This is a genomic window from Bradyrhizobium sp. P5_C11_2 (genome assembly GCF_054049755.1).
Genome location: NZ_JBFULT010000011.1, coordinates 1 through 25637, shown reverse-complemented (window position 1 = coordinate 25637; position 25637 = coordinate 1). Strand labels below are relative to the sequence as shown.

The 25637-nt window shown below is 65.2% G+C and carries 29 protein-coding genes and 1 riboswitch; of the genes, 12 read left to right on the top strand and 17 right to left on the bottom strand.

What is annotated here, in order from left to right:
• Positions 1–31 precede the first annotated feature (31 nt).
• The 3 genes from hisS (at position 32) to ACXJL8_RS02465 (ending at position 2440) form a co-directional block, all read left to right on the top strand.
• Complete coding sequence (gene hisS / locus ACXJL8_RS02475; protein ID WP_456623370.1) at positions 32–1552, top strand: histidine--tRNA ligase; 1521 nt, start codon at positions 32–34, stop codon at positions 1550–1552.
• Positions 1553–1670: 118 nt separating this feature from the next.
• Positions 1671–1874 carry a tautomerase family protein gene (locus ACXJL8_RS02470; RefSeq protein WP_456684572.1) on the top strand — a complete coding sequence of 68 codons (204 nt, stop codon included), beginning with the start codon at positions 1671–1673 and terminating at the stop codon, positions 1872–1874.
• Positions 1875–2035: 161 nt separating this feature from the next.
• A complete protein-coding gene (locus tag ACXJL8_RS02465) occupies positions 2036–2440 on the top strand; it encodes a thioesterase family protein (protein WP_456623368.1) in 405 nt (134 codons plus the stop codon).
• A 105-nt stretch (positions 2441–2545) separates the two neighbouring features.
• On the opposite strand, the gene proC is transcribed toward ACXJL8_RS02465, so the two are convergent.
• On the bottom strand, positions 2546–3373 hold the full coding sequence (gene proC, locus ACXJL8_RS02460) for a pyrroline-5-carboxylate reductase (protein ID WP_456623367.1): 828 nt from the start codon (positions 3371–3373) through the stop codon (positions 2546–2548).
• 212 nt (positions 3374–3585) lie between these two features.
• Positions 3586–4086 carry a YbjN domain-containing protein gene (locus ACXJL8_RS02455; protein ID WP_456623366.1) on the bottom strand — a complete coding sequence of 167 codons (501 nt, stop codon included), beginning with the start codon at positions 4084–4086 and terminating at the stop codon, positions 3586–3588.
• Positions 4087–4531: 445 nt separating this feature from the next.
• A riboswitch (FMN riboswitch) is annotated at positions 4532–4704 on the top strand.
• Positions 4705–4781: 77 nt separating this feature from the next.
• On the opposite strand from ACXJL8_RS02455, the gene ACXJL8_RS02450 reads away from it, so the two are divergent.
• Positions 4782–5339: a 6,7-dimethyl-8-ribityllumazine synthase gene (locus ACXJL8_RS02450; protein ID WP_456623365.1), complete on the top strand. Its 558-nt coding sequence runs from the start codon at positions 4782–4784 to the stop codon at positions 5337–5339.
• Positions 5340–5429: 90 nt separating this feature from the next.
• Here ACXJL8_RS02450 and ACXJL8_RS02445 read toward each other — a convergent pair whose 3' ends face one another.
• The 8 genes from ACXJL8_RS02445 to ACXJL8_RS02410 all read right to left on the bottom strand — a co-directional run bounded on the left by ACXJL8_RS02445 (position 5430) and on the right by ACXJL8_RS02410 (position 13090).
• Positions 5430–6464: a D-alanine--D-alanine ligase family protein gene (locus ACXJL8_RS02445; RefSeq protein ID WP_456623364.1), complete on the bottom strand. Its 1035-nt coding sequence runs from the start codon at positions 6462–6464 to the stop codon at positions 5430–5432.
• The gene (locus tag ACXJL8_RS02440) at positions 6461–7489 is read right to left on the bottom strand and encodes a putative zinc-binding metallopeptidase (RefSeq protein ID WP_456623363.1); all 1029 of its coding nucleotides are present in this window, start codon (positions 7487–7489) and stop codon (positions 6461–6463) included. Before ACXJL8_RS02440 ends, ACXJL8_RS02445 begins: the two co-directional genes overlap by 4 nt.
• A 174-nt stretch (positions 7490–7663) precedes the next feature.
• Entirely contained in the window at positions 7664–8617 is a 954-nt protein-coding gene (locus ACXJL8_RS02435) for a ribose-phosphate pyrophosphokinase (protein ID WP_456623362.1), read from the bottom strand.
• Positions 8618–8810: 193 nt separating this feature from the next.
• Entirely contained in the window at positions 8811–9425 is a 615-nt protein-coding gene (locus ACXJL8_RS02430; RefSeq protein WP_456623361.1) for a hypothetical protein, read from the bottom strand.
• Positions 9426–9590: 165 nt separating this feature from the next.
• On the bottom strand, positions 9591–10358 hold the full coding sequence (gene pgeF / locus ACXJL8_RS02425) for a peptidoglycan editing factor PgeF (protein WP_456623360.1): 768 nt from the start codon (positions 10356–10358) through the stop codon (positions 9591–9593).
• Positions 10355–11473 (bottom strand): class I SAM-dependent methyltransferase, encoded by a 1119-nt coding sequence (locus ACXJL8_RS02420; RefSeq protein ID WP_456623359.1) that lies wholly within the window; start codon positions 11471–11473, stop codon positions 10355–10357. Before ACXJL8_RS02420 ends, pgeF begins: the two co-directional genes overlap by 4 nt.
• 21 nt (positions 11474–11494) lie before the next feature.
• Entirely contained in the window at positions 11495–12340 is an 846-nt protein-coding gene (gene lgt / locus ACXJL8_RS02415; RefSeq protein ID WP_456623358.1) for a prolipoprotein diacylglyceryl transferase, read from the bottom strand.
• Between the two features lie 15 nt (positions 12341–12355).
• Positions 12356–13090, bottom strand: coding sequence for a dienelactone hydrolase family protein (locus tag ACXJL8_RS02410; protein ID WP_456623357.1), 735 nt, complete (start codon positions 13088–13090; stop codon positions 12356–12358).
• A 172-nt stretch (positions 13091–13262) separates the two neighbouring features.
• Between ACXJL8_RS02410 and ACXJL8_RS02405 the strand changes: the two genes are divergently transcribed.
• From ACXJL8_RS02405 to ychF, 4 genes are all read left to right on the top strand, one after another.
• Positions 13263–13514, top strand: coding sequence for an accessory factor UbiK family protein (locus ACXJL8_RS02405; protein ID WP_456623356.1), 252 nt, complete (start codon positions 13263–13265; stop codon positions 13512–13514).
• Between the two features lie 251 nt (positions 13515–13765).
• Positions 13766–14488, top strand: a complete 723-nt coding sequence (locus ACXJL8_RS02400) for a 50S ribosomal protein L25/general stress protein Ctc (RefSeq protein ID WP_456623355.1) — start codon at positions 13766–13768, stop codon at positions 14486–14488.
• Between the two features lie 58 nt (positions 14489–14546).
• Positions 14547–15158, top strand: coding sequence for an aminoacyl-tRNA hydrolase (gene pth / locus ACXJL8_RS02395; RefSeq protein ID WP_456623354.1), 612 nt, complete (start codon positions 14547–14549; stop codon positions 15156–15158).
• Positions 15159–15305: 147 nt separating this feature from the next.
• The gene (gene ychF / locus ACXJL8_RS02390; protein WP_456623353.1) at positions 15306–16403 is read left to right on the top strand and encodes a redox-regulated ATPase YchF; all 1098 of its coding nucleotides are present in this window, start codon (positions 15306–15308) and stop codon (positions 16401–16403) included.
• 94 nt (positions 16404–16497) lie between these two features.
• Here ychF and ACXJL8_RS02385 read toward each other — a convergent pair whose 3' ends face one another.
• Entirely contained in the window at positions 16498–16791 is a 294-nt protein-coding gene (locus ACXJL8_RS02385; RefSeq protein WP_456623352.1) for a DUF4282 domain-containing protein, read from the bottom strand.
• Between the two features lie 157 nt (positions 16792–16948).
• Here ACXJL8_RS02385 and ACXJL8_RS02380 point away from each other — a divergent pair, with 157 nt between their 5' ends.
• The 3 genes from ACXJL8_RS02380 to ACXJL8_RS02370 all read left to right on the top strand — a co-directional run bounded on the left by ACXJL8_RS02380 (position 16949) and on the right by ACXJL8_RS02370 (position 18406).
• On the top strand, positions 16949–17401 hold the full coding sequence (locus tag ACXJL8_RS02380) for a MaoC family dehydratase (protein ID WP_456623351.1): 453 nt from the start codon (positions 16949–16951) through the stop codon (positions 17399–17401).
• Complete coding sequence (locus ACXJL8_RS02375) at positions 17401–17883, top strand: MaoC family dehydratase (protein ID WP_456623350.1); 483 nt, start codon at positions 17401–17403, stop codon at positions 17881–17883. Before ACXJL8_RS02380 ends, ACXJL8_RS02375 begins: the two co-directional genes overlap by 1 nt.
• Before the next feature lie 376 nt (positions 17884–18259).
• Positions 18260–18406, top strand: coding sequence for a hypothetical protein (locus ACXJL8_RS02370; RefSeq protein WP_164938884.1), 147 nt, complete (start codon positions 18260–18262; stop codon positions 18404–18406).
• A 39-nt stretch (positions 18407–18445) separates the two neighbouring features.
• Here ACXJL8_RS02370 and ACXJL8_RS02365 read toward each other — a convergent pair whose 3' ends face one another.
• The 5 genes from ACXJL8_RS02365 to ACXJL8_RS02345 all read right to left on the bottom strand — a co-directional run bounded on the left by ACXJL8_RS02365 (position 18446) and on the right by ACXJL8_RS02345 (position 22064).
• On the bottom strand, positions 18446–18583 hold the full coding sequence (locus ACXJL8_RS02365) for a hypothetical protein (RefSeq protein ID WP_247986264.1): 138 nt from the start codon (positions 18581–18583) through the stop codon (positions 18446–18448).
• Positions 18584–18910: 327 nt separating this feature from the next.
• The gene (locus tag ACXJL8_RS02360) at positions 18911–19330 is read right to left on the bottom strand and encodes a hypothetical protein (protein ID WP_456623437.1); all 420 of its coding nucleotides are present in this window, start codon (positions 19328–19330) and stop codon (positions 18911–18913) included.
• A 351-nt stretch (positions 19331–19681) separates the two neighbouring features.
• Positions 19682–20587, bottom strand: a complete 906-nt coding sequence (locus ACXJL8_RS02355; protein ID WP_456623436.1) for a hypothetical protein — start codon at positions 20585–20587, stop codon at positions 19682–19684.
• Positions 20588–20808: 221 nt separating this feature from the next.
• Entirely contained in the window at positions 20809–21249 is a 441-nt protein-coding gene (locus ACXJL8_RS02350; RefSeq protein ID WP_456623435.1) for a nuclear transport factor 2 family protein, read from the bottom strand.
• Between the two features lie 362 nt (positions 21250–21611).
• A complete protein-coding gene (locus ACXJL8_RS02345) occupies positions 21612–22064 on the bottom strand; it encodes a nuclear transport factor 2 family protein (protein WP_456623434.1) in 453 nt (150 codons plus the stop codon).
• A 488-nt stretch (positions 22065–22552) separates the two neighbouring features.
• On the opposite strand from ACXJL8_RS02345, the gene ACXJL8_RS02340 reads away from it, so the two are divergent.
• Positions 22553–22939, top strand: coding sequence for a hypothetical protein (locus ACXJL8_RS02340; RefSeq protein ID WP_456623433.1), 387 nt, complete (start codon positions 22553–22555; stop codon positions 22937–22939).
• Positions 22940–23022: 83 nt separating this feature from the next.
• Here the strand turns inward: ACXJL8_RS02340 and uvrB are convergent.
• A partial coding sequence (uvrB, locus tag ACXJL8_RS02335) for an excinuclease ABC subunit UvrB (RefSeq protein WP_456684571.1) occupies positions 23023–25637 on the bottom strand: 2615 nt, incomplete at its 5' end.

Here is a 25637-nt window from a genome sequence, read left to right as displayed (position 1 = left end):
CGCTTCGCGCGTCGGCTGGTAAACGCCGCGCATGGCCGAAAAACCCAAAAAACCCCAGAAACTGAAGGCGCGCCTGCCGCGCGGGCTCGAGGATCGCGATCCCGCCGCGATCCGGGCGACGCGCGAGATGGTGGAGAAGATCCGCGCCGTCTACGAGCTCTACGGGTTCGAGCCGGTGGAGACGCCGGCGATGGAATACACCGATGCGCTCGGCAAGTTCCTGCCCGACCAGGACCGCCCGAACGAGGGCGTGTTCTCGTTCCAGGACGACGACGAGCAGTGGATCTCGCTGCGCTACGATCTGACCGCGCCGCTCGCGCGCTATGTCGGCGAGCGCTACGGGACCGACGGTCTGGTCTTGCCTTATCGCAGCTATCGCGTCGGCTATGTCTTCCGCAACGAAAAGCCTGGCCCCGGCCGCTTCCGCCAGTTCATGCAGTTCGATGCCGATACGGTCGGCTCGGCAACGCCGGCGGCGGACGCGGAAATTTGCATGATGGCAGCCGACACGATGGAGGCGCTCGGCATCGCGCGCGGCTCCTATGTCGTGAAGGTCAACAACCGAAAAGTGCTCGACGGCGTCCTCGAAGCCATCGGGCTCGGCGGTGACGAGAACGCGGCACGCAGACTGACTGTGCTGCGCGCAATCGACAAGCTCGACAAGTTTTCCGCCGACGAAGTGCGCAAGCTGCTCGGTCCCGGACGATGGGATGGCGGCGAAGAGGGTAAGGGCGACTTCACGAAAGGCGCCAATTTGAGCGCGGCGGAGGCCGACGTTGTTCTGGCCATCACCAAACCGCGCGACGACTGGAAAGAGGCCATTGCGGCGGCAGAAACCTACCTCGCCAAGAGCGAAGTCGGTCAGGCCGGCGTGAGTGAGCTGGAAGAGATTGCCAAGCTGGTCACAGCGTCGGGTTATGGTGCGGATCGTATCCGCATCGATCCCTCCGTCGTGCGCGGCCTCGAATACTACACCGGTCCCGTCTACGAGGTCGAACTCCTGCTGGAGACCAAGGACGAGAAGGGGCGTCCCGTGCGCTTCGGTTCCGTCGGTGGCGGCGGACGCTACGATGGTCTCGTCTCGCGCTTCCGCGGCGAGCCGGTGCCGGCGACCGGATTTTCGATCGGCGTGTCGCGGCTCCAGGCTGCGCTGACGCTGCTCGGCAAGCTCGACACGCGGCCTGAATTCGGGCCCGTCGTCGTCACCGTGTTCGACCGCGACCGCGTCGCCGACTACCAGAAGATGGTCGCGTCCTTACGTACCGCCGGCATCCGCGCCGAACTCTATCTCGGCAATCCCAAGAACATGGGCAACCAGCTCAAATATGCCGACCGCCGCAACGCGCCCTGCGTCATCATCCAGGGCTCTGACGAAAAGGCGCGCGGCGAGGTGCAGATCAAGGATCTGATCGAGGGCGCGAAGGCGGCGGCTGCGATCGCCTCCAACCAGGAATGGCGCGAGAGCCGCCCGGCGCAGTTCTCGTGCAGCGAAGCCGACCTCGTCGCCAAAGTGCGCGAGGTCTTGGGCCGCCATGACGTAACGTGGGGATAGCCATTCCGGCAGGCCGTCATGCCCGGGCTTGTCCCGGGCATCCACGTCTTGTTTGATGGGAAGGAACGTGGATGGCCGGGACAAGCCCGGCCATGACGAACGCAGCAGGGAGAAGACAATGCCTGAGATCACCGTCAGCATGGCCGTGGGCCGCACCGATGAACAGAAGGCCGGCATGATGCGCGACAYCACCCAGGCACTGGTGAAGAATCTCGGCGTCGACGCCGACGCCGTCGTCATCCAGATCAACGAAGCCCCGCTCGCACACAAGATGAAGGGCGGCAAGACCTTCGTGGAGCGCGCGGCGGCGGCGAAGAAATAGCGGCGGCTGTTGCAACAACCACAACCGTCGTCCCGGCGAAGGCCGGGACCCATACCCCCAGGGAGAAGTTGCGGCGCGAGCCGGTAACTCCGAGTCTTCGCCAAACCCTATCCTGTGGTTATGGGTCCCGGCCTTCGCCGGGACGACGTTGGGGAGACACCATGGACGCACGCGACTTCATCACAATCGGCATGAGCGCCGAGCGCACGCTGGTGGTGCCGGCGGAGCGCACGGTCGGGCATTTCGTGCCGGGCATGCCGTTTGTCTATGCGACGCCGATGATGATCCTCGAGATGGAGATGACCGCGGGCGACGCCATCCGCGCCGCGCTCCAGCCCGGCTGGGTCACTGTCGGCACCGAGGTCGACATCCGCCATCTTGCGGCAGCGCGCGTCGGCGCGACGGTGCGGACCACCGCAAAAGTGGTCGCGGTCGAGCGCCGCGTCATCCGCTTCGAGGTCGAGGCGTTCGAGGGCCCGCGCAAGCTCGGCGAAGGCCGCCATGCGCGCGGGCTCGTCAATGTCGAGATGTTCAACAAGCGTTTGGGTGCGGGCCCGACTTCGTAGTGCCGTAGGGTGGGCAAAGGCGCGAAGCGCCGTGCCCACCATCCTTCCTCGATCGCGAAATGAAGTTGGTGGGCACGCTTCGCTTTGCCCACCCTACGCAGTTTGCTACTTCGCCAGCTCCTTCGACCGCGCCGTTGCGGCTGCGATCGCGCGGATCATCAACTCGCGCAGGCCGGGTTCGCCCATCAGCACGCCGAGGGCCGCGGCGGTGGTGCCGCCGGGCGAGGTGACGTTCTGGCGCAGCGTGCTCGCGGCAAGCTCCGATTGGTGCAGCAGCTCGCCGGAACCGGCAACCGTTTCGCGCGCGAGCCTGGTTGCCAGTGCTTCGGGCAATCCCGCTTCGACGCCGGCGCGTGCAAGCTCTTCGGCGAGCAGGAACACATAGGCCGGGCCCGAGCCGGAGACCGCGGTCACCGCATCCATCAGGCTTTCGTCGTCGACCCATTCCACCGAGCCGGTGGCGCGCAGCAGGGCGTCGGCCACCGCACGCTGTCCGGCGCTGACGTTGTTGGCCGCGACGGCCACCGTGATGCCGCGGCCGATCGCGGCCGGCGTGTTCGGCATCGCGCGCACCACGGCGCCGCCGCAGACGTCCTGGAGCGCGGCGATCGTGGTGCCCGCCATGATCGACACCACCGCGGTCTTGTCCGAGACGAACGGCTTCAGCCCGGCGCCGGCTTCGCGGAAATATTGCGGCTTCACCGCGACGACCAGCGTCTCGACCGCGCCGGTGGTCTTCGCATCGGGATTGAGCGCAACGCCCTTTGCGCCAAGCGCGCTGATCTCGGGCGACATGTGCGGATCGATCACCGCGACGCGGCGCGGATCGAGCCCGCCCGAAAGCCATCCGGTCAGCATCGCGCCGCCCATCTTGCCGGCGCCGGCAAGCAGGATGGTGCCGGTGATGTTTTGAAGGGTGTTGTTGCTCGTCATAGCCGTCGCCACAAACTCGGTGTCGTCCCGGCGAAGGCCGGGACCCATAACCACGAGTGGTTTTAGTGGATGGAGGTGTTGGCAACAAGCATCGCGCGATACGGTGAAATCACGCGGTATGGGTCCCGGCCCCCCCGTGCGCAATTGCGCACTAGGCCGGGACGACGATGAGGAGAGCCGCGGCCTCCTCACGACGTTGGGGAGGCGAAATCCTACGCCTCGCCCACCGTGTCGAACATCGCCGCGTCCATCGCTTCCGTCGTGGTCTTGCCCGCCCACACCACGAACTGGAACGCGGGGAAATAGCGCTCGCTGGCGTGGATGGCGCCGGCGAGCATGGCTTCGCATTGCCCGGTCGAGGCGGTGAGGCCGCCCGGCAGCACCAGGGCCTGGCGGTGCATGATCATGCCGGTGTGGGTCCACAGATCGAAATGCCCGACCCACAATTGCTCGTTGATCGCGGCGACGAGTCGCTGGACCTCGGGTCGGCGCGCGACCGGAATCTTCATGTCGAACGCGCAGGCCAGATGCAGCGCCTCGATCTCGCCCATCCAGGTGAACGAGAGCTGATAGTCGGTCCACTGTCCCTTGGAGACGATGGTGAGCTCGTCCTCGCCGGAGCGTTCGAACGGCCAGTTATTGCTGGCAGCAATATCCTCGACCACCGCGAGCGGATGGTTTCGGGAATCGATTGTGCTTTCGAGCAGGGACATGCCGTCTCGACCTCTTGCCTTTTTGTTGTCGTTGATACGCACGCGGTTGGTCCGGCGCGCGCTCCCTTCATATCGCTAGGGCGATCCCCTCGGAGTCGCTCTCGCGATCCCCTCGGAGTCGCTGTTGCGATCCCCTCGGATCAGCGCGGGCTTGTCGCGGATCAAGTGATGTGATTTGCGGAATCTGCGCAACTGGGTCCCGAGTCCGTCCACAAGTCAGGACTCGTTCGTCCACAGCTCATCTCCGCCACAATTATTAACGAGAAGAACAAATCGGAATCGGACTTGCTGACCTCGCCCAATCGTTAATTCCGCCCGGCGAGGGCCGGACCGCCAAGAGGACCTCCAAGTCGGCATGGGACCATGCGGATTCCCCATGCGGAACACGCTTGCTGCGGCCGCTCACCGGCGTCATATTTCCGTCAGGCCGTTCATTCCGAACGGCCGATGTTCTMAGGGCGGGGTGAAAGTCCCCACCGGCGGTAAGGGCCGAAAGGCCTAAGCCCGCGAGCGCCTTCCCCAAGGGCTTTCCTGAAAAGGAGTTCCCGAAGGGAAGGGTCAGCAGATTCGGTGCAACTCCGAAGCCGACGGTTAAAGTCCGGATGAAAGAGAACGGTCGGTGGCAGACGCATCGCAGGATGCGGCTGCTTGTCGTTCCGTGTGCCCTGATTCTGGTCCTTAGAAAGAGGAAAGCCATGAATCAGATGTTGCAAGATCCCCAAGCCGAGACTTCGGAAGTCACCCAACCGCCGGTTCCACAGGATCCGGCGACCGAGCATCCGCGCTTCGCAAAACCGCAGCGGGTGGCCTTCGTGCAGGCCTGCTGGCACCGCGACGTCGTCGAGGAGGCCCGCATCGCCTTCGTCAAGGAGGCGGAGCGGCGCCACCTCACCCATGTCGACGTGTTCGAGGTGCCGGGCTCGTTCGAGATCCCGCTGCATGCGCAGATCCTCGCCAAGACCCGGCGCTACACCGCGATCGTCGCGGCGGGCCTCGTCGTCGACGGTGGCATCTACCGCCACGAGTTCGTTGCCGACACCGTGATCAAGGCGCTGATGGACGTGCAGCTGCGCACCGAGGTGCCGGTGTTCTCCGCGGTGCTGACGCCGCAGCAATTCCACGAGACCGAGGTGCACTACGATTTCTTCCGCCGGCACTTCGCCATCAAGGGCGTCGAGGTCGCGGAAGCCTGTGCCAACACGCTGCTCGGGCTCGAGCGCCTGCGCGGCCAGGTCGCGGCGGGGATCGTCTAACCCAGCGCAACGACCATCACCCCTCATCCCTGGGCGCGCGTAGCGCGTCTCGAAGGATGAGGGGGTACTCTACGATCGCTGGGCCTTGCATCACCCCAGCGACACGCCCGCCTTGGCCCGGCTTATTCCGAGAGCCAGGATGCGCTGCAGGAGATCCGGATATTTGAGCCCGGCATGTTGAGCCGCCGTGGCGAACTCCTGGCTCTTGGCGATCTCGGGATTGGGATTGGCTTCGATGAAATACGGCGTGCCGTCGGCGGCGAGACGAAAATCGATACGCGCGTAGCCGTCGAGGCCAAGTGCCCGGTAGATGCGCTTCGCGGCGCGCTGGATGCGTGCGGTGACTTCGGGCGCGAGGTCCTTCGCCGGCCCGTCGACGATGCCGACCTTCTCCTGATAGTCGGTGTCGTGCTTGGCTTTCTCCGTGGCGATGTGCCGTGATCTGCGCCCGCCCATGCTGCCGAATTTCAGCTCCCAGACCGGCAGGACGCGCAGCCGGTTGTTGCCGATCACGCCGACATAAAGCTCGCGCCCCTCGATGAACTGCTCGGCGATCGCGGCGGATTCGACCCGCTCGTGGATGAAGGCGACCCGTTCCGCGAGCTTCTCGTCGGTATCGACGATTGATGCCTGCGAGATGCCGAAGGACCCGTCCATGTTCAGGCTCTTGACGATCAGCGGCAGCGCAAGGCGGGTCGGGCGTTTCACCTTGCGGCGCATCGGGAAGACGGCGAAGGCCGGCGCCGCGATCCGGCGGTAATGTACCAGCGTCTTGGACAAATCCTTGCCGCGCGCCAGGATCAGGCCGCGCGGATTGCACCCGGTATAAGGGACCCTCATCAGCTCGAGATAGCTGGCGATGTGCTGGTCGTAGGCGACGTTGTTGTGGAATTCCTCCAGCAACGTGAAAACCACGTGCGGCTTGAACTCTTCGATCGCCTCGCGCACCGGCTTGATTTCGTCCTGCGCGCCGAGGGCGCGAACCTCGTGGCCGGCCGCGCGCAAGGTGCTCACCACGTCGTATTCCGTTTTCCACGCGTTGATTTCCTGCGCGGTGTATCCCTCGCTTGAGTCCGGAGGCATGAAGTCCGGATGCATCAGGACCAGAATGCGCAAGCGTCTCATAGCGCGATCCATTTGCGCCGAGACGGGCCAAACAGCGCGTGCATCGTCTTGGCGGTCACGAGGACGGTGAAATCGAGAACGAGCTTTTGTTCGGGGCCGACGGCGCGCAGATCGAGCTCACGGCAGCGGGAGATCATGTCGTCGAGCACGACATCGAGCGTGAGCTGGTTCTCGCCCGTCCACCGCGCGACCAATTGCCTGATCTGGGCGCGGTGCCGCCTGATCAGGCTCGAAGCCGGCTTTGACCGATAATGCCGCGGATCGGCGGAGAAGAGCCTCGAGAGGTCGCGGTCGTAGGTCTTCGGCGGCGTGAAGGCGTAGAACGCCTGCTTCTTCTTGTAGTGGTCTTCGAGGGTCTGGCCGAGCTTGCTCAACGGATCGACACGCTCTCGTGTCGTGATAAGCGGCCGCTTTCCCGCAATCTCGCCCATCAGCTCGTCGACATATTCGAGCTTCTTCAGTGCYGGCCAGCCGGCATATCGTGTCCGCCAGTTCGAACGCGGCCGCAGCCACACCGCAAAGGTCTCGGCGAAGTCTTCGTCAGGATGGCTCTGCGCGTACCAGAGCCGAAGATGCTGGACATAGCGCCGGCTCGCCGGATTGGGCCGGTAGTAGCGCGGATAGTGCTTCGACGAAGGGCCGAACAGCTGCTGCCAGCGCCGGCGGCGCTGCAGCTGATAGCCGTGCTGGATGGCATGGCCCGCCTCGTGACGGAGGATGGCCATGCACTCGCGCCAGGTTCCGCCCTCGACGTCGAACATCATCTTCTTCTCGAGCTTCATCAGGCGGGGATGGGCGAGATAGAAGGGGATGGCGATGCCCGGCACATCGCCCGGACTGAACCATTCGCTCGAGATCCATGTGTGCGGCCGCAGGCGGATGCCCCGCTCTTCGAGCTCCTCGTGGAGCGTGCCGACGCAATCCTCGAGCCAGGTGCCTTCGACCGTAACCCTCAGGCTAGAGAGACGCTGCCCGAGCAGTTCGGCATCCGACAGCTTCTCCCAGGCAAATTTCCGGCGTGGCATCAGGCATCCAGAGGGCAGAGATGACTCGGCGACCGGATGATGTCATGGGCCGCAATTGGCAACAACCCGTGGGGGCGGGCGCGGTGTGCCGCGGCGCATCGGACCGTAAGGGTTAGCCCGCGGCCGCGCGCAGCACGGTCCGCAGGGCTAACCCACCCTACGAAGCCAGCTTGTTCAGTCGAACAGGCTCGACACCGACTCTTCCGCGGCGGTGCGCGCGATCGCGTCCGAGATCAGGCTGGCGATCGGCAGCGTGCGGATGTTCGGCGCCTTGGTCACCGCTTCCGTCGGCAGGATCGAGTCCGTGATCACCAGCTCCTTCAGCTTCGAATTCCCGATGCGGGCGGCCGCGCCGCCGGAGAGGACGCCGTGGGTGATGTAGGCGTAGACGTCCTTGGCGCCCTTGGCGATCAGCGCATCGGCTGCGTTCACCAGCGTGCCGCCGGAGTCGACGATGTCGTCGACCAGGATACAGGTGAAGCCGGCGACGTCGCCGATCACGTTCATGACCTCGGACTCGCCCGGACGCTCACGGCGCTTGTCGACGATCGCGAGCGGGGTGTTGATGCGCTTGGCGAGGCCGCGCGCGCGGGCCACGCCGCCGACGTCCGGCGAGATCACCATCGTCTTGGAGAGATCGAACTTGTCCTTGATGTCGCGCACCATCAGCGGYGCCGCGTAGAGATTGTCGGTCGGGATGTCGAAGAAGCCCTGGATCTGGCCGGCATGCAGGTCGAGCGTCATGACGCGGTCGACGCCGGCCTGCGTGATCAGATTGGCGACGAGCTTGGCCGAGATCGGCGTGCGCGAACCCGATTTGCGGTCCTGCCGGGCGTAGCCGAAATAGGGCAGCACCGCGGTGATGCGGCGCGCCGACGACCGCCGCAGCGCGTCGGTGATGATCAGCAGTTCCATCAGATGGTCGTTCGCGGGGAACGAGGTCGACTGGATGACGAAGGCATCCGAGCCGCGGACGTTCTCCTGGATCTCGACGAAGATCTCCATGTCGGCGAAGCGCCGCACCACCGCTTTGGTCAGCGGCAGGTCCAGACCCTGCGCGATGGCTTGTGCGAGTGCCGGATTGGAGTTGCCGGCGACAAGCTTGATGGAGCCGTTTTTGGCCGACATGGACGCTTCCTCCCGCGCTTTGCTGGATACGACGTTCAACATCTGGGAATACCCACTCGAAGCACGGTTACGACGGGCGAGGAAATATCAGGCCGAAGGCTGCAATGGCAACCCGGGATGCTACGTTTTCCCTCCGAAATCCTGAGTCGGGCCAACGGTTTGGCGGCAAGTTGGGGCCGTGGTTTAGCGGGGGTTATCGCTCGGCATAGCCGAGCGCCGTGGCCGGCAGGTCCACCGCTTGGGTGGGCGACGGGAGGCTCGCCACCGCCGGTCCCCGCAAGGCGGGAGCGGAGCCAGGGGCATCCGGCGTCCCGTTGATCATGTTGGAAAGTCCGCTGAATCCGGCCTGGGCGATCTTCCGCAGCACCAGATCGTCGGCGGCGCCCCACGGGTCGCGGCCGCCCTTGCCGGAGGTCGGTTCCTCGCCGGAGAGGCGCAACGCCCGCTGCTGGTTGGCGTCATAGACGTCCCAGACCCAGGCGATCACGGTCTTGCCGCGCACCACCTGGGCGGAGAGGTAGCTGCGCACGCGGTAGGCGGCGGTGCCTTCGCGGGAGACCACGGACAGGCTGCGCAGCTTGGATTCGCTGTCGAGCACGCCGACCATGCGGTCGAACACCTGCGGCGGCGGCCCGTCGATGGATTCGAAGGCGACCGTCGCCCCAGAGCCGGCGCTCGGCGCCATCGCATAGGAGTTGGCGGCACCACCGCCGCCGGCGCAGCCGCCAAGCGCGGTCGCCGCCGCCAGCAGCATGACCGCCAGCACGCGCGAAGCCGCGCGGCCCAGGATGAATGACGCGTCCCTCATTATGGAGGGCAGCGATATCGTTAAAACGCATTAACGTCTAGGGCAGGGGCGACATAGATCACCGTCATTCCGGGGCGTTGCGCAAGCATCGAACCCGGAATCTCGAGATTCCGGGTTCTCGCTTCGCGAGCCCCGGAATGACGATTGTTAATGTTGCTCTTGTGTTCACGCTTCGAGCGCGATCGCGTGAATGTGCCGGCCGTAATCCGGCTCCTTGCGATGCACGGAGCGGCGATAGCTGAAGAAGCGCTCGTCGGCATAGGTGTCGAGACCGAGGTCGTCGATCATCAGAATGCCGGCCGCCTCCAGCCGCATCCGGATGAAGCCTGCGAGATCGAACATGGCGTGGCCTTCGCGCACCGACGGAATGAAGAAGACCGCGTTGTCCGCATCCGCCTCGATGAAGCGCGCCACGAACTCGTTGCCGACCTCGTAGCTGTCCTGGCGGATCAGTGGGCCGATCGCCGCGATGATGCCGCTGCGTGTGGCGCCGAGCTTCTCCATCGCCGATATCGTCTGCTCCAGCACGCCGGTCAGCGCGCCCTTCCAGCCGGCATGCGCGCCGCCGATGACGCGCGCGTCGGGATCGACGAACAGCACCGGGCCGCAATCGGCGGTGGAGACACCGAGCGCGATGCCGGGCGTTTTGGTGACCAGCGCATCGCCCTTCGGCCGCGGTCCGCTCGGCCATGGCGTTTCGGCGACGAGCACGTCGGGCGAGTGGATCTGGTGCAGGCTGATGAAGCGCTCCGGCGCGACGCCGACATGCTCCGCCATGCGGCGGCGGTTTTCTGCGACATGGGCCGGATCGTCGTTGGAGCCGAGCCCGCCGTTGAGCGCCGTATAGATGCCGCCGGAGACACCACCTTCGCGGGTGAAGAAGGAATGGCGCAAACCGGGCACCGCCGACAACAGCGACGAAGCAAGAGTCATGAGGCCTCTCCAGCCTGTTCGAGATCGCTGAGGCCGGCCATTCCGGTCAGCCGCGGTTCGGAGATGCCGATCACCTTGAACATCGAGCCCATGCCGCTGCGCCCGGTATCGGTCAGGCGCTTCAGCGCCACCGAGATGTCGGTGGCGACCTCGGGCGTCGCCTTCTGCATCAGCGCGGCCGCGCGGGTGTCGATGCCGATGCGCTTGAGGAAATCGCCCTGCGTGACCGGACCGTGCACGCGGGCGCCCACATCCTCCGCCGCGCGCGTCAGCGCCTGGAAGTCGACATGGGCGGTGACATCGGCCTGGCCCGGCGCCTTCAGCGGATCGGCGAAGGTGTGGCGCGCGATCGCCTGGAATGTGTCGCCGGCATCGCTGCGCAGATGGCCGTAATCGATGATCAGCGCCGCGCCGTCCTGGTCGCGCACGCGCGTGGCAAGCTTCATGATCTCGGAATCGGGCCGCCATTCGAACACGGCCCCGACCGGCGCCGCGCGCACCAGAGGCGGCAGCAGCACCTCGAAGCGCGGCGTCGGCTCGGAAGCCGCGCCGAACTCGAGCTTGCCGTTGGGATCGACCTCGATCACGCGCTCGTGCCAGCCGTTCTCGCGCCTGACCATCTGGTGGATCGGCAGCACGTCGAAATATTCGTTGGCGAGGATGATGCTCGGGCCTTCCGGCACCTCGTCGATGCTGTCGTGCCAGGCGATGTTGCGCACGCCCGACAGCGTGGCGTTCTGCCGCTCGCGCAGCACCGGATTGACCTCGACCATGTGGATATGAAGCGCCTGGTAGAGCGGCGGCAGCACGCGCAATGCGCGCAGCGCATCCGACATCATGGTGCCGCGGCCGGGGCCGAGCTCGATCAGCCGCAGGAACTGCGGCGAGCCCATCTGCTTCCATACCGACGCGGTCCACAGGCCGAGCAGCTCGCCGAACATCTGGCTGACCTCGGGCGCGGTGGTGAAGTCGCCCTCACGGCCCAGGGGATCGCGCGAGACGTAATAGCCATAGCGCGGATGCATCAGGCACAGCTCCATGTACCGCCAGACCGGCATGGGGCCCGAGGATTTGATCAGCGCCTTGATCTCGTTCAACAGCGGCGAGTCGGTCACGGCCTGCCTTCTCGAAATGAATTAACGAACAGCCTCGACGGGCTTCGGCGCACCGCGCCGCATTGCCAATACAATAAGTACGAGGCCTACAATAAGCATCGGGATCGACAACAGCATGCCCATGGTTAATCCGCCCCAGAGGAAGCCGAGCTGGACGTCCGGCTCGCGGAAATGCTCGCCGATGATCCGGGTCAGGCCGTAGATCAGGATGAAGCTGCCGAGGATCAGTCCCGGCCGCTTCAAGGCACCGAGGCGGATCATCACCGCCAGCACCGTGAACAGCACGATGCCCTCCATGCCGGCTTCGTAAAGCTGGCTCGGATGGCGCGGCAGCTGCGTCGGATCGTTGGGGAAGATCATCGCCCAGGGCAGCTCCGGATCGGTGGCGCGGCCCCACAATTCGCCGTTGATGAAATTGGCGATCCGTCCCAGCAGGAGCCCGATCGGCCCGACCGCCGTGGTGATGTCACCGAGCGACAGGATCGGGATGCCGTTGCGGCGGGCAAACCACATCACCGCGACGACGCAGCCGAGGAAGCCGCCATGGAACGACATGCCGCCTTCCCACAATTTGAAGATCGCGGCGGGGTGCTCGATGAAGAAGGGCAGGTTGTAGAACAGCACATAGCCGCTGCGGCCGCCCAGGATGATGCCGAGCGTGACCCAGAGGATGAAATCGTCGATCTGGAGCAGCGAGATCGGCGCRGGCCCGCCCCACAGGCGCTCGTTCTTCAAAAGCGATCGGGCATAGAGCCAGCCGAGCACGATGCCGCCGATATAGGCGAGCGCGTACCAGCGAATGGCGAACGGCCCGATCTCGATCGCGATCGGCTTGAAGGCGGGAAAGTCGATGAGCAGGAAGAGCATTGCGCCTTCGAAAGGTTAGACGAGATTGCGGCGATAGAGTGCGAGCAGCCGCTCCCAGTGCCGCTCGGCGGCGTCGCGGTCATAGACCGGGCGCTTGGGGAAGGCGAAGCCGTGATGGGTGCCGGGATAGATCTCGACCTCGGCCTTGGTGGCGCCGCTCATGCCCTGCTTGACCTTCTCGATGATCTCGGCCGGAGCATAGATGTCGGTCTCGGCACAGGCGAAATAGAGCTCGGCCCTGGTCTTGCCGGCGGCGAGATGCGCGCTGTCGTCCTGGTCGGTCGCAAGCTGCGTGCCGTAGACCGAGGCGGCGGCCTTGACGCTGTCGGGAAAATGCGTGGCGGCATTGATGGCGTAGCGGCCGCTCATGCAGTAGCCGACCGTGCCGATCAGCTTGGTGTTCGCGGCCGCCTGGCCCTCGGCATAGGTGAGCAGCGCCCTGGTATCGTCCATGATCATGGGAATGCTGAGCGAGGCCATGAACTGGAACATGCGCTTGCGCTCCGGCGCGTTCGGATCGGCCGGCAGCGCCCCGAGCTCCATCACGCCGCAGCGGTAATACAGGTTCGGCAGCATCACGTAATAGCCCGACGTCGCGAGCCGGCGCGCCATGTCACGCAGCTCCTCGCGGATCGCGGGCGCATCCATGTAGAACAGGATCACCGGGAACGGGCCGCCGCGCTCGGGATGGGTGATGAAGGTTGCGGTGTGGCCGTCCTTGGTGGGGATTGCGATCTGCTGGTCGATCATGTGTTGCGTTCCGCCTTGTGATTCTTGTTATGCCGGGACGTTGAATACGATTGCAAGGAAACCGGGGCATGACAAGGATACCGCCGCGCGGCCCTTGAACCGGCCTGCTCGGATTGCCATTGTGTTTCCGAGAGTTCGCGCAAAGTTTATCGAAGGCCGCCAGGAGACCGAAATGACCCAGACCAGCAACCGGTTTTTCGACGAGATCGGCCGCCTGATGAACGATGCCGCCGGCGCCGCCCAGGGCGTCAAGCGCGAGTTCGACACCGTGTTGCGCACCCAGGCCGAAAAATTCCTGCGCGACATGGATCTGGTCAAGCGCGAGGAGTTCGAGGCGGTCAAGGACATGGCGCGCCTGGCGCGTGAGGAGAACGAGGCGCTGAAGACGCGGATTGCGGCGCTGGAGGCGAAGCTCGGCGGGTAACGACGGTCCCGTAGCCCGGATCGAGCGCAGCGCAATCCGGGGTGGTTCCGCTGGCACTGAACCCGGATTACGCTGCGCTCCATCCGGGCTACCCGTTCCCGCCCGGCCGCCCATTCTCCTTGTCATTTCCGCATCTTCCGGGTAAAAGCCCGCCAAGTTCGCGGCCCCCGCACCCCTGGAGGCTTGCTGTGAACTGCACCATGGGCCGCCTTGCGGCCCATTAACTTTTGCAAAAACAAGGACTTACGACTATGGCGACCGTCAAGGAATTGAAGGCGACCGCACGTCCGAAGAGCGGCAAGGGGGCCGCCCGGGCTGAGCGTCGCGCCGGGAGAGTGCCCGGAGTGATCTATGGCAACAACCAGCCCCCGCTGACGATCTCGATTGCAGATCGTGAACTGCGCCAGCGCATCCTCGCCGGCCGGTTCCTGACCACGCTGGTGGACATCGATCTCGAGGGCAAGAAGCACCGCGTGATTCCGCGCGACTTCCACCTCGATCCGGTCAAGGATTTCCCGATCCATGTCGACTTCATGCGCCTGGGCGAAGGCGCCACCATCCGCATCAGCGTGCCCCTGCACATCGTGAAGGCGGAAACCTCCCCGGGCGTGAAGCGCGGCGGCACCGTCAACATCGTCGCCCACGCGATCGACCTCGAGTGCTCGGTCGAGAACATCCCGCAGTTCCTCGAGGCCGACGTCGGCGCGCTCGAAATCGGTTACTCGCTGCATCTGTCGGACATCAAGCTGCCGGCTGGCGTGAAGGCGATGACGCGCGAGGACGCGACCCTCGTCACCATCGTGCCGCCGTCCGGCTACGCCGAAGAGCAGAAGGCGGCGGCTGCGGCCGCGGCCGGTGGTGCGGCTCCGGCTGCGGGCGCTGCTGCTCCGGCGGCTGGTGCGGCTCCGGCTGCTGGTGCTGCTGCTCCTGCGGCGGCTGCCAAGGCTCCCGCCGGCGGCGACAAGAAGAAGTAATCTCTCACAGCCGGCGCGCGGTCCCTGACCGCGCGCCGAGCGAGGGGCGCGCCGCGTCATGCGACTCTTTGTTGGGCTCGGCAATCCCGGCGCGAAATACGCACGTAATCGGCACAATATCGGCTTCATGGCCGTCGACGAGATTGCGCGGCGTCATGGTTTTGCACCATGGCGCCGCAGGTTTCAGGGCGAGACCTCGGAAGGCGCGCTCGGCACCGAGCGCGTCATCCTGCTCAAGCCGACGACCTATATGAACGATTCCGGCCGCAGCGTTCAGGAGGCGGCAGGCTTCTTCAAGATCGCGCCCGGYGACGTCACCGTGTTCCATGACGAGCTCGAACTGCCGCCGGGCAAGGTGCGTGTGAAGATCGGCGGCGGCATCGCCGGCCATAACGGCCTGCGCTCGATCTCCGCGCATATCGGCAACGAGTACCGCCGGGTGCGGCTCGGCATCGGTCATCCCGGCGTCAAGGAAATGGTGCACGGCCATGTGCTGTCGGACTTCGCCAAGGCCGACAACGAATGGGTGGCGACGCTGTGCGACGAGGTCGCCGAGCACGCCGCACTGCTGGCCAAGGGCACCGACGCGACCTTCGCCAACAGGGTGCATCTCGCCATGCAGGCGAAGGGATTTTTGACCAAGGACGAGAACGGCGAGAAATCGAACTGATCTCTCTCCGTCATGGCCGGGCTTGACCCGGCCATCCATCGCTTCGACGAGGATGAATGCGTAGGGTGGGTTAGCCGAAGGCGTAACCCACCATGTCACAAGGAAATTGGTGGGTTACGCTTCGCTAACCCACCCTACGAGGACACGATGGGATTCAAATGCGGGATTGTCGGGTTGCCCAATGTCGGCAAGTCGACCTTGTTCAATGCGCTGACAGAAACGGCCGCGGCGCAAGCCGCGAACTATCCGTTCTGCACCATCGAGCCGAATGTCGGCGAGGTCGCGGTGCCGGATCCGCGGCTGGAGAAGCTCACGGCGATCGCCAAATCGGCGCAGATCATCCCGACCCGGCTGACCTTCGTCGACATCGCGGGCCTCGTGCGCGGCGCCTCCAAGGGTGAGGGTCTCGGCAACCAGTTCCTCGCCAACATCCGCGAGGTCGATGCCATCGTGCATGTCGTGCGCTGCTTCGAAGACTCCGACATCACCCATGTCGAGGGCAAGATCGCGCCGCTCGCCGACATCGAGACCATCGAGACCGAACTGATGCTCGCCGACCTCGACAGCCTCGAGAAGCGCGTCGACAACCTCACGAAGAAGGCCAAGGGCAACGACAAGGACGCCAAGGAGCAGCTCGACCTCGTCAACCGCACGCTGGTTCTGCTCCGCGAGGGCAAGCCCGCGCGCCTCGTCGAGCGCAAGGCCGAGGAGGAGCGCACCTTCGGGATGCTCGGCCTGCTGTCGTCGAAGCCCGTGCTCTATGTCTGCAACGTCGAGGAAGGCTCKGCCGCCACCGGCAACGCCTTCTCCAGGGCCGTCGAGGAGCAGGCGGCGAAAGAAGGCGCGGTTGCCGTCGTCATCTCGGCCAAGATCGAATCCGAGATCGCGACGATCTCGCGTGAGGAGCGCACCGACTTCCTGGAGACGCTCGGCCTCGAAGAGGCCGGCCTCGATCGCCTGATCCGTGCCGGCTACCGGCTGCTCGAACTCATCACCTATTTCACGGTGGGGCCGAAGGAAGCGCGTGCCTGGACCATCCATCGCGGCACCAAGGCGCCGGGCGCGGCCGGTGTGATCCACACCGATTTCGAGAAGGGTTTTATCCGCGCCGAGACCATTGCCTATGACGACTACGTCGCGCTGAACGGCGAAGCCGGCGCCCGCGACGCCGGCAAGCTGCGGCTCGAAGGCAAGGAGTACACCGTCGCCGACGGCGACGTGATGCATTTCCGGTTTAATACGTAAGCTCCACACACCGTCATTCCGGGATGGTCCGAAGGACCAGACCCGGAATCTCGAGATTCCGGGTTCGCGCTTTGCGCGCCCCGGAATGACGCCGTTACCGCGCCCCGCCCTGGTCCCGGATCGCGCCGAGATGCTCGTTGATGCGGAAGATGATCAGGATCAGTTCGGCGGCGATGCGCGAGAACACGATGCCGACGACGACGCCGGCGATAGACTCCAGCACCACCAGGAAGCCGCCGAACGGGCTGATCGCCATCGTGGTCAGGCCTGCGAAGATGCCGGAGAGTCCGAACAGGCAGATCACGCCGATTACCAGCCAGTAGAAGGTCTTGATGATCGTCGGCGTGATGAAGCGGTCCCACTGAAACAGATCGCTGAATGAAAACATTGCTCTCCCCCGGGCAAATCGGGCCTCCAGCCACGTCAATCGACTTGAGGCAGGTCCGGCCCGACTCGTCGAATGTAGCACGAGCCATGCGGGCCGGCGGGTTGAGATTGCCGCAAAGTGCGGCCACAATCTGTCATTCCCGCAAAGCTATCCCAAGATGACCCTGACCTTCGAAGATTTCCCACCCGGCCGGTTCGGAACGTTCGGCCCGCGCCATGTCAGCCGCGACGAGATTTTGGCTTTCGCCGCCGAGTTCGATCCGCAGCCGATGCACCTGGACGAAGCGGCGGCGGCCAAGAGCATGCTGCGCGGCCTGTCCGGCTCGGGCTGGCATCTCTGTTCGCTGATGATGCGGATGATGGCCGACGGCTTTATTGCCCGCGCCGCATCGCTGGGGTCTCCCGGCGTCGATGAGGTGCGCTGGCTGTCGCCGCTCAGGCCCGGCGACGACCTCATGCTCGACGTCGACGTCATGGAGGCGCGCAGCTCGAAGAGCCGGCCCGAGCTCGGCATCGTCAAGTTCAAATGCACCGTGCGCAACGCCACGGGCGAGGCGCTGTGCGAGATGACCTCGCCGATCCTGATCAAGCGGCGCGAGGGGGCGGTCTGATGCGGTTCTTCGAGGAGATCGAGATCGGCCATCGCCGCGAGATCGGCGCCTACATTTTCACGGCCGAGTCCATCAAGACGTTCGCCGCGAAATTCGATCCGCAGCGTTTTCACCTCGACGAGGAGGAGGGCAAGAACTCGCTGTTCGGCGGGCTCGCCGCCTCGGGCTGGCATGTCGGCTCGGCCTGCATGAGTCTGCTTGTCGCGGATGGCCAGCGTCTGGCGCGTGAGGCCGCTTCGCGCGGCGAGGAGGTCGCGGTGTGGGGGCCATCGCCGGGCTTTCGCGACCTGCGCTGGCTCAAGCCGGTGCTCGCCGGCGACAGCGTCAGCTTCGTCAACGAGGTCGTCGACAAGCGCACCTCCGGCTCGCGCCCCGGCTGGGGCATCTTGACGGCCCGCACCACCGGCACCAACCAGCGCGGCGAGCAGGTCTATTCCATCACCGCCACCGCGTTCGTGCCGATGCGAGCGAAGGGCGCGTAATTTAGAATCTATCGAGGCGGCCGCTCTGTCTTAACCTCTCCCCGCTTGCGGGGAGAGGTCGAATTCGATCGCAGATCGAATTCGGGTGAGGGGGTACAGGTCCCTCGATGGACCTCACGCGTGGAGAGAAGCCCCTCACCCCAACCCTCTCAGCGCGAGCGAAGCTCGTCGCGGCCCCGTAAGAACGGGGAGAGGGAGAAGAGAAACCGCGGAACTGTTGCCCGCGCGCTATGGACGCGATTCCGGGTGGCTGCCATAAGCCTCCGCGAGATGGTGGCCCTGCGAAGCAGTTGGCGGAACCACCGAGTTGCTAACCAATTATGAACCTGTCGCTGTCTATTYGAACCAATAGGGCAGAGTACAGGGGACGAGGACCATGGCAGACCGCGGCGCACTCAAGCTGGTTGGATTTATCTTCGCTACCGCGACGCTGGCAGTGATGCTGGTCGCCGGCATGGTGGTGAAGGGCTATGCCGACGGCGCCTACACCCTGGAAGCCTCGACGGTCGACGCGAGCCGTTAAGAGTGCGTTAACCCTTCGGGCCGGCGTCCCGGCCTCCGCTCAGCGGCTATAGACCAGCGCCAGCACCGCGATCGCGACAGCCAACAATCCGACGAAGCGCAGCATGATCGTGCCGAACTGGTTCGGCGCAGGCCGCAGCGGTATGGGGTCCGTGTTGTCGGGCCGAATGCTTTCCATATGACATGTCCCCGGGCCCGGCCGTAGGCGGCACGGGCGCTTGGCATTGGTCGCCGGGAAGGGGCGGAGGGTTCAAAGCGGTGTATGCCGGCCGACATACTTGCGGGCCGCAAGCCGCCCCCTCCGCCGTCATGCCCCGCGAAGGCGGGGCATCCAGCACGCCGCGGCCTATCGATTCAATCTACCGTCTCGGAATACTGGATCACCCGCCCGCGGGTGATGACACCTGTATTGAGGAGCCTGCGTGCACACCCTCGCACCTCCGAAATCAAAACCGCCGCGCTCCCTTCCGGGAACGCGGCGGCCGGTGATGCGTAGGACTTGCGATCAGCTGTTGCGCAGGCCGTCGGCGGCGCGCTTCCACTGCGCGACGTTGTCGGCGATCATGCGGGTCGACTTCATCGCGGCCTGGCTGAGCTGGGCATAGCCGGAGATCTCGCGCTGGACGCGCTGGCCTTCGGCATGCAGCAGGTCGCGCAGGCTCTCGAGCTCCGAGATCAGATTCTCGATCTCGGCGAGCGAGGTGCCGGCGACGCGCTGAATCAGCGAATTGACGTTGGTGACGGTGGCTTCCGCGCTCGGATCGAGCGCCGGCTCGGCGGCGCCCGACGCCGGACGGCGCAGATAGGCGATGTCGTTGCGCACGAAATCGCGGATGCCGGCTTCAACCTCGGTCACTGCGGCGAGGTTGTTGTCGACGGTTTCGGTCTCGGTTGCTTCAACCTTTTCCGGACGAATGGCGTTCATCGGTGTTCCCCTGTTCGCGTTGAGCGCAGCGCGAGTGTCCCCCGCACGACGAATTCGGCAACCCGACTAGGGCGTCGGATTTTGACCGCAACTTGGCCGAGATACGGCAAGGGCGGACGATTCGGGGGCTTTGCCGTGGCGTATGGTTAGGAGAGTGTGAACGCCGTCGCGGCGAATGATTGCGGCACGGTCGGTGTTCGTCTCCCTCGCCCCGCTTGCGGGGAGAGGGTGGGGTGAGGGGGAGTCTCCGCGGGGACGGTGAGAGTTGGACTCGCGGAGGCTCCCCCTCACCCGGAATTTGCTGTCGCAAATTCCGGCCTCTCCCCGCTTGCGGGGAGAGGCGAAAGACATTCACCAGCTCTTCTTGAAGCCCGCCGTCAGGCTCTTGTTGATCGCGCCTTGCGAGGTCTCGCCGACCGAGCCGGATACGGTGACGTTGTCGAACAGCTTCTGCTCGGCGCCGAACTTGCGCAGCCATTTGTCGTCGGTGGTCGACAGCGTCTGGCCCGCGGTGATGCTGGTGCCGGTGTCGGTGAGGGTGACCTTGGCGGACTGCTCGGTCTCGTAGTTGCGCGTGATGTGACCGCCGACGCCGGGCAGCGCGGTGGTGCCCTGCTGGTTGACGCTGTAGCCGTTCTGGAGTGTCAGCGAAGTGTCGTTCGACAGCGGCACCGACTTGGTGAGCGAGGCGCCGACCTTGCTCTGCTCGGCGCCGGGATCGACGCGGGCTTCCACCGCGGTCTTGTCCCAGATCGAGCCGGCGCCCGGCGCGGTCGCGGCCGCCCAGGCGCTGCCGGAGGATTGCGGCAGGTTGCCGCCATTGGCGGCCTTCTGCGCCAACAGCTCGGACATCGTCCGCGGCTCGCTCGCCACCGTCATGTCGGCGCCGATCCGCGTGTCCCAGAACGAGAAGACCGACTGCTTCACCGCCACCGCGGCCGAGCCGTTCGAATTGGCGTTCGACGACCAGTTCAGGCCGTCCTTGGCGGCGGCCTGCGCGCGCTTCTTGGCGGCGACGATGTCGTTGAGCGTGCCGGCGTCGATCGCGAGCTGGCCCCAGTCGAGCTTGTCGACGTCGATCCCCTTGAGCACGTCGGGATCGTTGACGTCGGGCGCCTCCGCCGCCTCGGCCTCTTCGTCAGGCACCGCCGCCGCCGGCGGAATGATCTGCGCCGAGGCGGTCAGCACCGAGCCGAAAATGAACGCGGCCGCCAGCACCGGCAGCCTGGTCCAGCCAAAACCTGTCGAGAATTCCATCGTCCTGCCCGCAAGCCCAGTTCGCGCCCAGGATGCGGAACCATCGTTGCGAAATTGTGGCGCCTGGCCTTATTTCGAAAATGAACCAACGGGCCGCGCGCAACGCGCGCGCCCGATGACGAGCTTCTCCACGACGGCACCCGGCGGGGCTGGCGGCCAGAACGCGTGTCGCGGGAGCATCAGCCATCGGTCCCGAATTGCGGGGCCCGTTGGTGTCCCCCTCAGCCGACGCCGGTCATCTTCGGCAGATGAATGGCGCGGCCGAGTGCCTGTTCGACCAGATCGAATGTGTCGATCAGCACGCGCATGGTGAGGAGCTTGCCGGCCTTGAACTGGGCGAACTGCGCGACCCGCAAGCTAATCGGCTTGTCGGAATCCAGCGCGGTCAGCGAATAGCGCAGCATCGAGGCGGCGGAATCGACGCCCAGCATGATGCTCTCGCGCTCGAAGCGGCGAACATGGAAATTGTCGGCGAGCTGGCGGATGACGTCGAGCACCGCCGCCTTGCCCTGGCGCGCGCCGAGGAACGGGAACATGTCGATCGGGCCGTAGATCGCCCATTCGACGTCCTCGTCGATCAGGGCCTCGATATCCTCGAACTGCCGGTCGTTGATCGCGCGGTGCAACGCACGCGAGAAACGCCAGAGGCTGTGCTCTGTCATTTTGGGGGCGTCCTGAAACTGGCTTGCAAAAAAACGAAAAACAACCCCATGCACAGTACGCGCCGCGGGGTTGTTCAATTCATTAGTGTACGAACAGATAGGCGATTTCGGCCAAAACGCAAATCACGTTTTTGCAATGCACAATTGAGCGCGCTTTGTGAGATTTGCAATAGAACCCCGTATTTTACCGGTTCCGGCGCGCGGAGCGGTTCCACTGCGCCCGCCTCACATTCGGTGTCGTCCTGGCGAAGGCCCATAACCACCGGCTTCTGCAATGGGCAGGCTGGTGGTTGGCTGCGTACCGCCACACCGGCATTCGGGGTAATGGGTCCTGGCTTTCGCCAGGACGACGCCGGAGAGAGCTACACACCGTCCACCGGCGCGCCCACGATCAGCGGGCCGATCTCGCGTTCCAGCACCTGCTGCACCAGATCGTAGGAATCGATGATCTCGCGGATCTGCGCGATCTGCCCGTCGCGGAGGCTGTAGAACACGGCCATGTCGACCTGGATGATGCGGTCGTTGCTGCGCTTCCTGAGGAACACGCGCAGATAGGCCGCGACCCCATCGCCTTCGGCGACGATCTGCAGCACCTGGTGGCGGGTCTCGGCGTAGCGCGCCTGCACCGTACGCCAGAGCTCGCGCAGCTCGGCCTTGCCATGGCACGGGCCCATGTGCGGCAGCACGTCGATCGGGGCGTGGGTGAGGAAGTCGACGTCGTCGGTGCAGCAGGCGAGAGCGCCCTCGAGATCGTTCTGCGCGAACATGTCGAGCAGATGCAGCACGCGCTGGCGATTGAGCTTCTCGACTGTCATTCCGCCCGTCCTCATTGGCCCCGTGGCGTTGCGCGACGCTAGCGCGCGGCCCCGTGCAGCGGCAATCCGCAAAATCGCAGGGATGTTGCAGACGATATGACGCGCGAGCGCGATGCCAGGTTCATGGCTGCAATTGCGGGTTGAGCGACCGCGCGCCTGCACGAATTCATGCCGGATTCGACTGCGTGGCGCGCCACGCGCATGGCCGATCGCGCAACGCCACGCGCAGCGACCGGTCCACTCCCTCGCCCCGCTTGCGGGGGCGCGACGAGCTTCGCTCGCCCTGAGAGGGTTGGGGTGAGGGGGAGCCTCCCCGGGGACGGTGAGAGATGGACTCGCGGAGACTCCCCCTCACCCGATCGCTTCGCGATCGACCTCTCCCCGCAAGCGGGGCGAGGTGAAATCGCCGCCGGACCGCGTGACCCATCTCACATCACGCCTCCCCCGCCGCGGCTAAATTCATCCGCATGTCATCTGGGAGACGTGCCATGGCCGCCACGATCGCCGCGAGGAAGTCCCGCCTGCGCAACGCGCTCGAAGGCCTCGCGCTGACCGCGACCCTGCAGAGCTTCCCGACCTTCGCCACCGCCGCGATGCTGCTCAAGCTGTTCGGCAACCGCGACCTCGTCGGCGACCCCGGCGTCGCCATCTTCGTCGCCATCGCCTCGCTCGCCCACGCGCTGCTCGCGGTGACCTTCGGCCCKAGCTTCCCCGGCTTCTTCAAGACCGTCTACGAACCAAAGTTCTTCGAGGCCCATTTGTCGCTCACCGAGAAGATCACCGCCTGGCGCACCCAGCCGGTCGCCTCGCTGCAACTCGTGACCATCGTGCTGCTGCTGTCGGTGATGGCCGTGGTGACGGCGAGCGTGGGGTGATCTCTCCGCCCGTCATTCCGGGGCGCCGCAAAGCGGCGAGCCGGAATCCATAGCCACGACTGGCGCAGATGATACTGCGCTGCCTACCTCTTCCTCCACCCACCCCTGTGCCCCGGCTGCCCGCCCGTCGACTTCGGCGCCGGCCCGAACTCCGGCCCCGACTGCCGTGAATCCGTCGGCTGGATGATCCGGCTCGTGCTGCCGAACGGCTTTGCCGGCAGGCTCTGGTTCTCGCGGTAGGGCAGCGATTCCGGGCCGTGCATTTCGTCGAGATGCGGCTTGTGCACCTTCGAGCCGCCGCCTCCGCCGCTGGCCTTGAGCGCGGAGCTCACGGTCTTTTTCTTCATGGCGCTGACCGGCAGATTGGCGGCGTCGCCGTATTTCTTGGTGCCGGCATAGGCGCCGGCCTTGCCCTGCACCGTGCGCTGTTTTGCGGTGGGATCGTCGACCACCGCGAGCTCGGTGGCGCGCAGGCGCTTGACCTCGTCGCGCAGGCGGGCGGCTTCCTCGAAGTTCAGGTCCGCGGCCGCTTCGCGCATCCGCGTTTCGAGATCGCCGAGCACGGCCTCAAAATTGTGGCCGATCGAGATGATGTCGTCGGTCATGTCGTGGCCGCCGACCTCGACCAGCACGTGGTCGCGCTCGTAGACGGAGTTGAGGATGTCGCCGATCTGCTTCTTCACGCTCTCCGGCGTGATGCCGTTGGCGGTGTTGTACTCGACCTGTTTTTCGCGGCGCCGGTTGGTTTCCGCGATGGCGCGCTCCATCGAGCCCGTCATCTGGTCGGCATAGAGGATCACCTTGCCGTCGACGTTGCGCGCGGCGCGGCCGATGGTCTGAATCAGCGAGGTCTCGCTGCGCAAAAAACCTTCCTTGTCGGCGTCGAGGATCGCGACCAGCGCGCATTCGGGAATGTCGAGGCCCTCGCGCAACAGGTTGATGCCGACCAGCGCGTCGAACGCCCCTAAGCGCAGATCGCGGATGATCTCGATGCGCTCGATGGTGTCGATATCGCTGTGCATGTAGCGGACGCGGATGCCCTGCTCATGCAGATATTCGGTGAGGTCCTCGGCCATGCGTTTTGTGAGCACAGTGATCAGGCTGCGATAACCGGCTTGGGCCGTGGCGCGGACCTCGCCGACGAGATCGTCGACCTGGGTGCGGGCAGGTCGGATGTTGACGGGCGGATCAATGAGTCCCGTCGGGCGGATCACCTGCTCGACGAACACGCCGCCGCTCTCGTTCAGCTCCCAGCCGCTCGGCGTCGCCGACACCGCGACCGATTGCGGGCGCATCATGTCCCATTCCTCGAAGCGGAGCGGGCGGTTGTCCATGCAGGAGGGCAGGCGGAAGCCGTATTCGGCCAAGGTCGCCTTGCGGCGGAAGTCGCCGCGGAACATGCCGCCGATCTGCGGCACGGTGACATGGCTTTCGTCGGCGAACACCAGCGCGTTGTCGGGGACGTATTCGAACAGCGTCGGCGGCGGCTCGCCGGGGCGGCGCCCGGTGAGATAGCGCGAATAGTTCTCGATGCCGGCGCAGCTTCCGGTCGCCTCCATCATCTCGAGGTCGAAGGTGGTGCGCTGCTCCAGCCGCTGCGCTTCCAGCAGGCGGCCCTGGTCGTGGAGCTGGTCGAGCCGCTGCTTCAGTTCGGACTTGATCGACTTGATCGCCTGCACCAGCGTCGGGCGCGGCGTCACATAGTGCGAATTGGCGTAGATCTTGATGAATTCGAGCTCGTCCTGCTTGTGGCCGGTGAGCGGATCGAACTCCTCGATATTGTCCACGGTGTCGCCGAACAGGTTCACGCGCCAGGCCCGGTCTTCATAGTGCGCCGGGAAGATGTCGATGACGTCGCCGCGCACCCGGAAGGTGCCGCGGGTGAAATCGGCCTGGGTGCGCTTGTATTGCAGGGCGACGAGATCGGCGATGAGCTGGCGCTGGTCGATGCGCTCGCCCTTCTTCAGCGCAAACGTCATCGCCGTATAGGTCTCGACCGAGCCGATACCGTAGATGCAGGACACCGAGGCGACGATGATGACGTCGTCGCGCTCGAGCAGTGCCCGCGTCGCCGAGTGCCGCATGCGGTCGATCTGCTCGTTGATCGAGGAATCCTTTTCGATGTACGTGTCGGTGCGCGGCACATAGGCTTCGGGCTGGTAGTAGTCGTAATAGCTGACGAAATACTCGACCGCGTTGTCCGGGAAAAAATTCCTGAACTCGCCATAGAGCTGGGCCGCCAGCGTCTTGTTCGGTGCCAGGATGATGGCCGGGCGCTGCGTCGCCTCGATCACCTTGGCCATGGTGTAGGTCTTGCCCGAGCCGGTGACGCCGAGCAGCACCTGGGTGCGGTCGTTGCGGTTGATGCCCTCGACCAATTCCTTGATCGCGGTTGGCTGGTCGCCCTTCGGTTCGTATTCGGACTTGATGACAAAGGGCACGCCGCCTTCGGATTTCTCCGGGCGGGGCGGCCGGTGCGGGGTCCAGATCTTGGTCTCGCCGCCATCGCCCTTGAACTCCGGCCGGCCGTCGCGGATCAGGTTCTCCAGCGCCTCGGCGGTGGCCTTGACGCCGAGCGCCTCCATCTTGTTGCGCGGCGGACGCGCCAGCGCTTCCGCGTCGTCCTCCTCGGTTGGGAGGCCAAGCTGACGCGCCAGTTCCGGATCGAGCGTCGGTATGGTGGCGGCAGTTCCGTAAT

Bases quoted from the DNA above. Each gene is read 5' to 3' on its own strand.
- pgeF (WP_456623360.1), bottom strand. From the start codon at position 10,358: ATGACTCTTGCTTCGTCGCTGTTGTCGGCGGTGCCCGGTTTGCGCCAT.
- proC (WP_456623367.1), bottom strand. From the start codon at position 3,373: ATGACGAGCAACAACACCCTTCAAAACATCACCGGCACCATCCTGCTT.
- ACXJL8_RS02380 (WP_456623351.1), top strand. From the start codon at position 16,949: ATGACCCTGACCTTCGAAGATTTCCCACCCGGCCGGTTCGGAACGTTC.
- hisS (WP_456623370.1), top strand. From the start codon at position 32: ATGGCCGAAAAACCCAAAAAACCCCAGAAACTGAAGGCGCGCCTGCCG.
- ACXJL8_RS02365 (WP_247986264.1), bottom strand. From the start codon at position 18,583: ATGGAAAGCATTCGGCCCGACAACACGGACCCCATACCGCTGCGGCCT.
- ACXJL8_RS02360 (WP_456623437.1), bottom strand. From the start codon at position 19,330: ATGAACGCCATTCGTCCGGAAAAGGTTGAAGCAACCGAGACCGAAACC.
- ACXJL8_RS02450 (WP_456623365.1), top strand. From the start codon at position 4,782: ATGAATCAGATGTTGCAAGATCCCCAAGCCGAGACTTCGGAAGTCACC.
- ACXJL8_RS02400 (WP_456623355.1), top strand. From the start codon at position 13,766: ATGGCGACCGTCAAGGAATTGAAGGCGACCGCACGTCCGAAGAGCGGC.
- ACXJL8_RS02465 (WP_456623368.1), top strand. From the start codon at position 2,036: ATGGACGCACGCGACTTCATCACAATCGGCATGAGCGCCGAGCGCACG.
- ACXJL8_RS02375 (WP_456623350.1), top strand. From the start codon at position 17,401: ATGCGGTTCTTCGAGGAGATCGAGATCGGCCATCGCCGCGAGATCGGC.
- ACXJL8_RS02445 (WP_456623364.1), bottom strand. From the start codon at position 6,464: ATGAGACGCTTGCGCATTCTGGTCCTGATGCATCCGGACTTCATGCCT.
- ACXJL8_RS02455 (WP_456623366.1), bottom strand. From the start codon at position 4,086: ATGTCCCTGCTCGAAAGCACAATCGATTCCCGAAACCATCCGCTCGCG.
- ACXJL8_RS02430 (WP_456623361.1), bottom strand. From the start codon at position 9,425: ATGAGGGACGCGTCATTCATCCTGGGCCGCGCGGCTTCGCGCGTGCTG.
- ACXJL8_RS02370 (WP_164938884.1), top strand. From the start codon at position 18,260: ATGGCAGACCGCGGCGCACTCAAGCTGGTTGGATTTATCTTCGCTACC.
- ACXJL8_RS02350 (WP_456623435.1), bottom strand. From the start codon at position 21,249: ATGACAGAGCACAGCCTCTGGCGTTTCTCGCGTGCGTTGCACCGCGCG.
- ACXJL8_RS02405 (WP_456623356.1), top strand. From the start codon at position 13,263: ATGACCCAGACCAGCAACCGGTTTTTCGACGAGATCGGCCGCCTGATG.
- ACXJL8_RS02385 (WP_456623352.1), bottom strand. From the start codon at position 16,791: ATGTTTTCATTCAGCGATCTGTTTCAGTGGGACCGCTTCATCACGCCG.
- ACXJL8_RS02355 (WP_456623436.1), bottom strand. From the start codon at position 20,587: ATGGAATTCTCGACAGGTTTTGGCTGGACCAGGCTGCCGGTGCTGGCG.
- ACXJL8_RS02410 (WP_456623357.1), bottom strand. From the start codon at position 13,090: ATGATCGACCAGCAGATCGCAATCCCCACCAAGGACGGCCACACCGCA.
- ACXJL8_RS02345 (WP_456623434.1), bottom strand. From the start codon at position 22,064: ATGACAGTCGAGAAGCTCAATCGCCAGCGCGTGCTGCATCTGCTCGAC.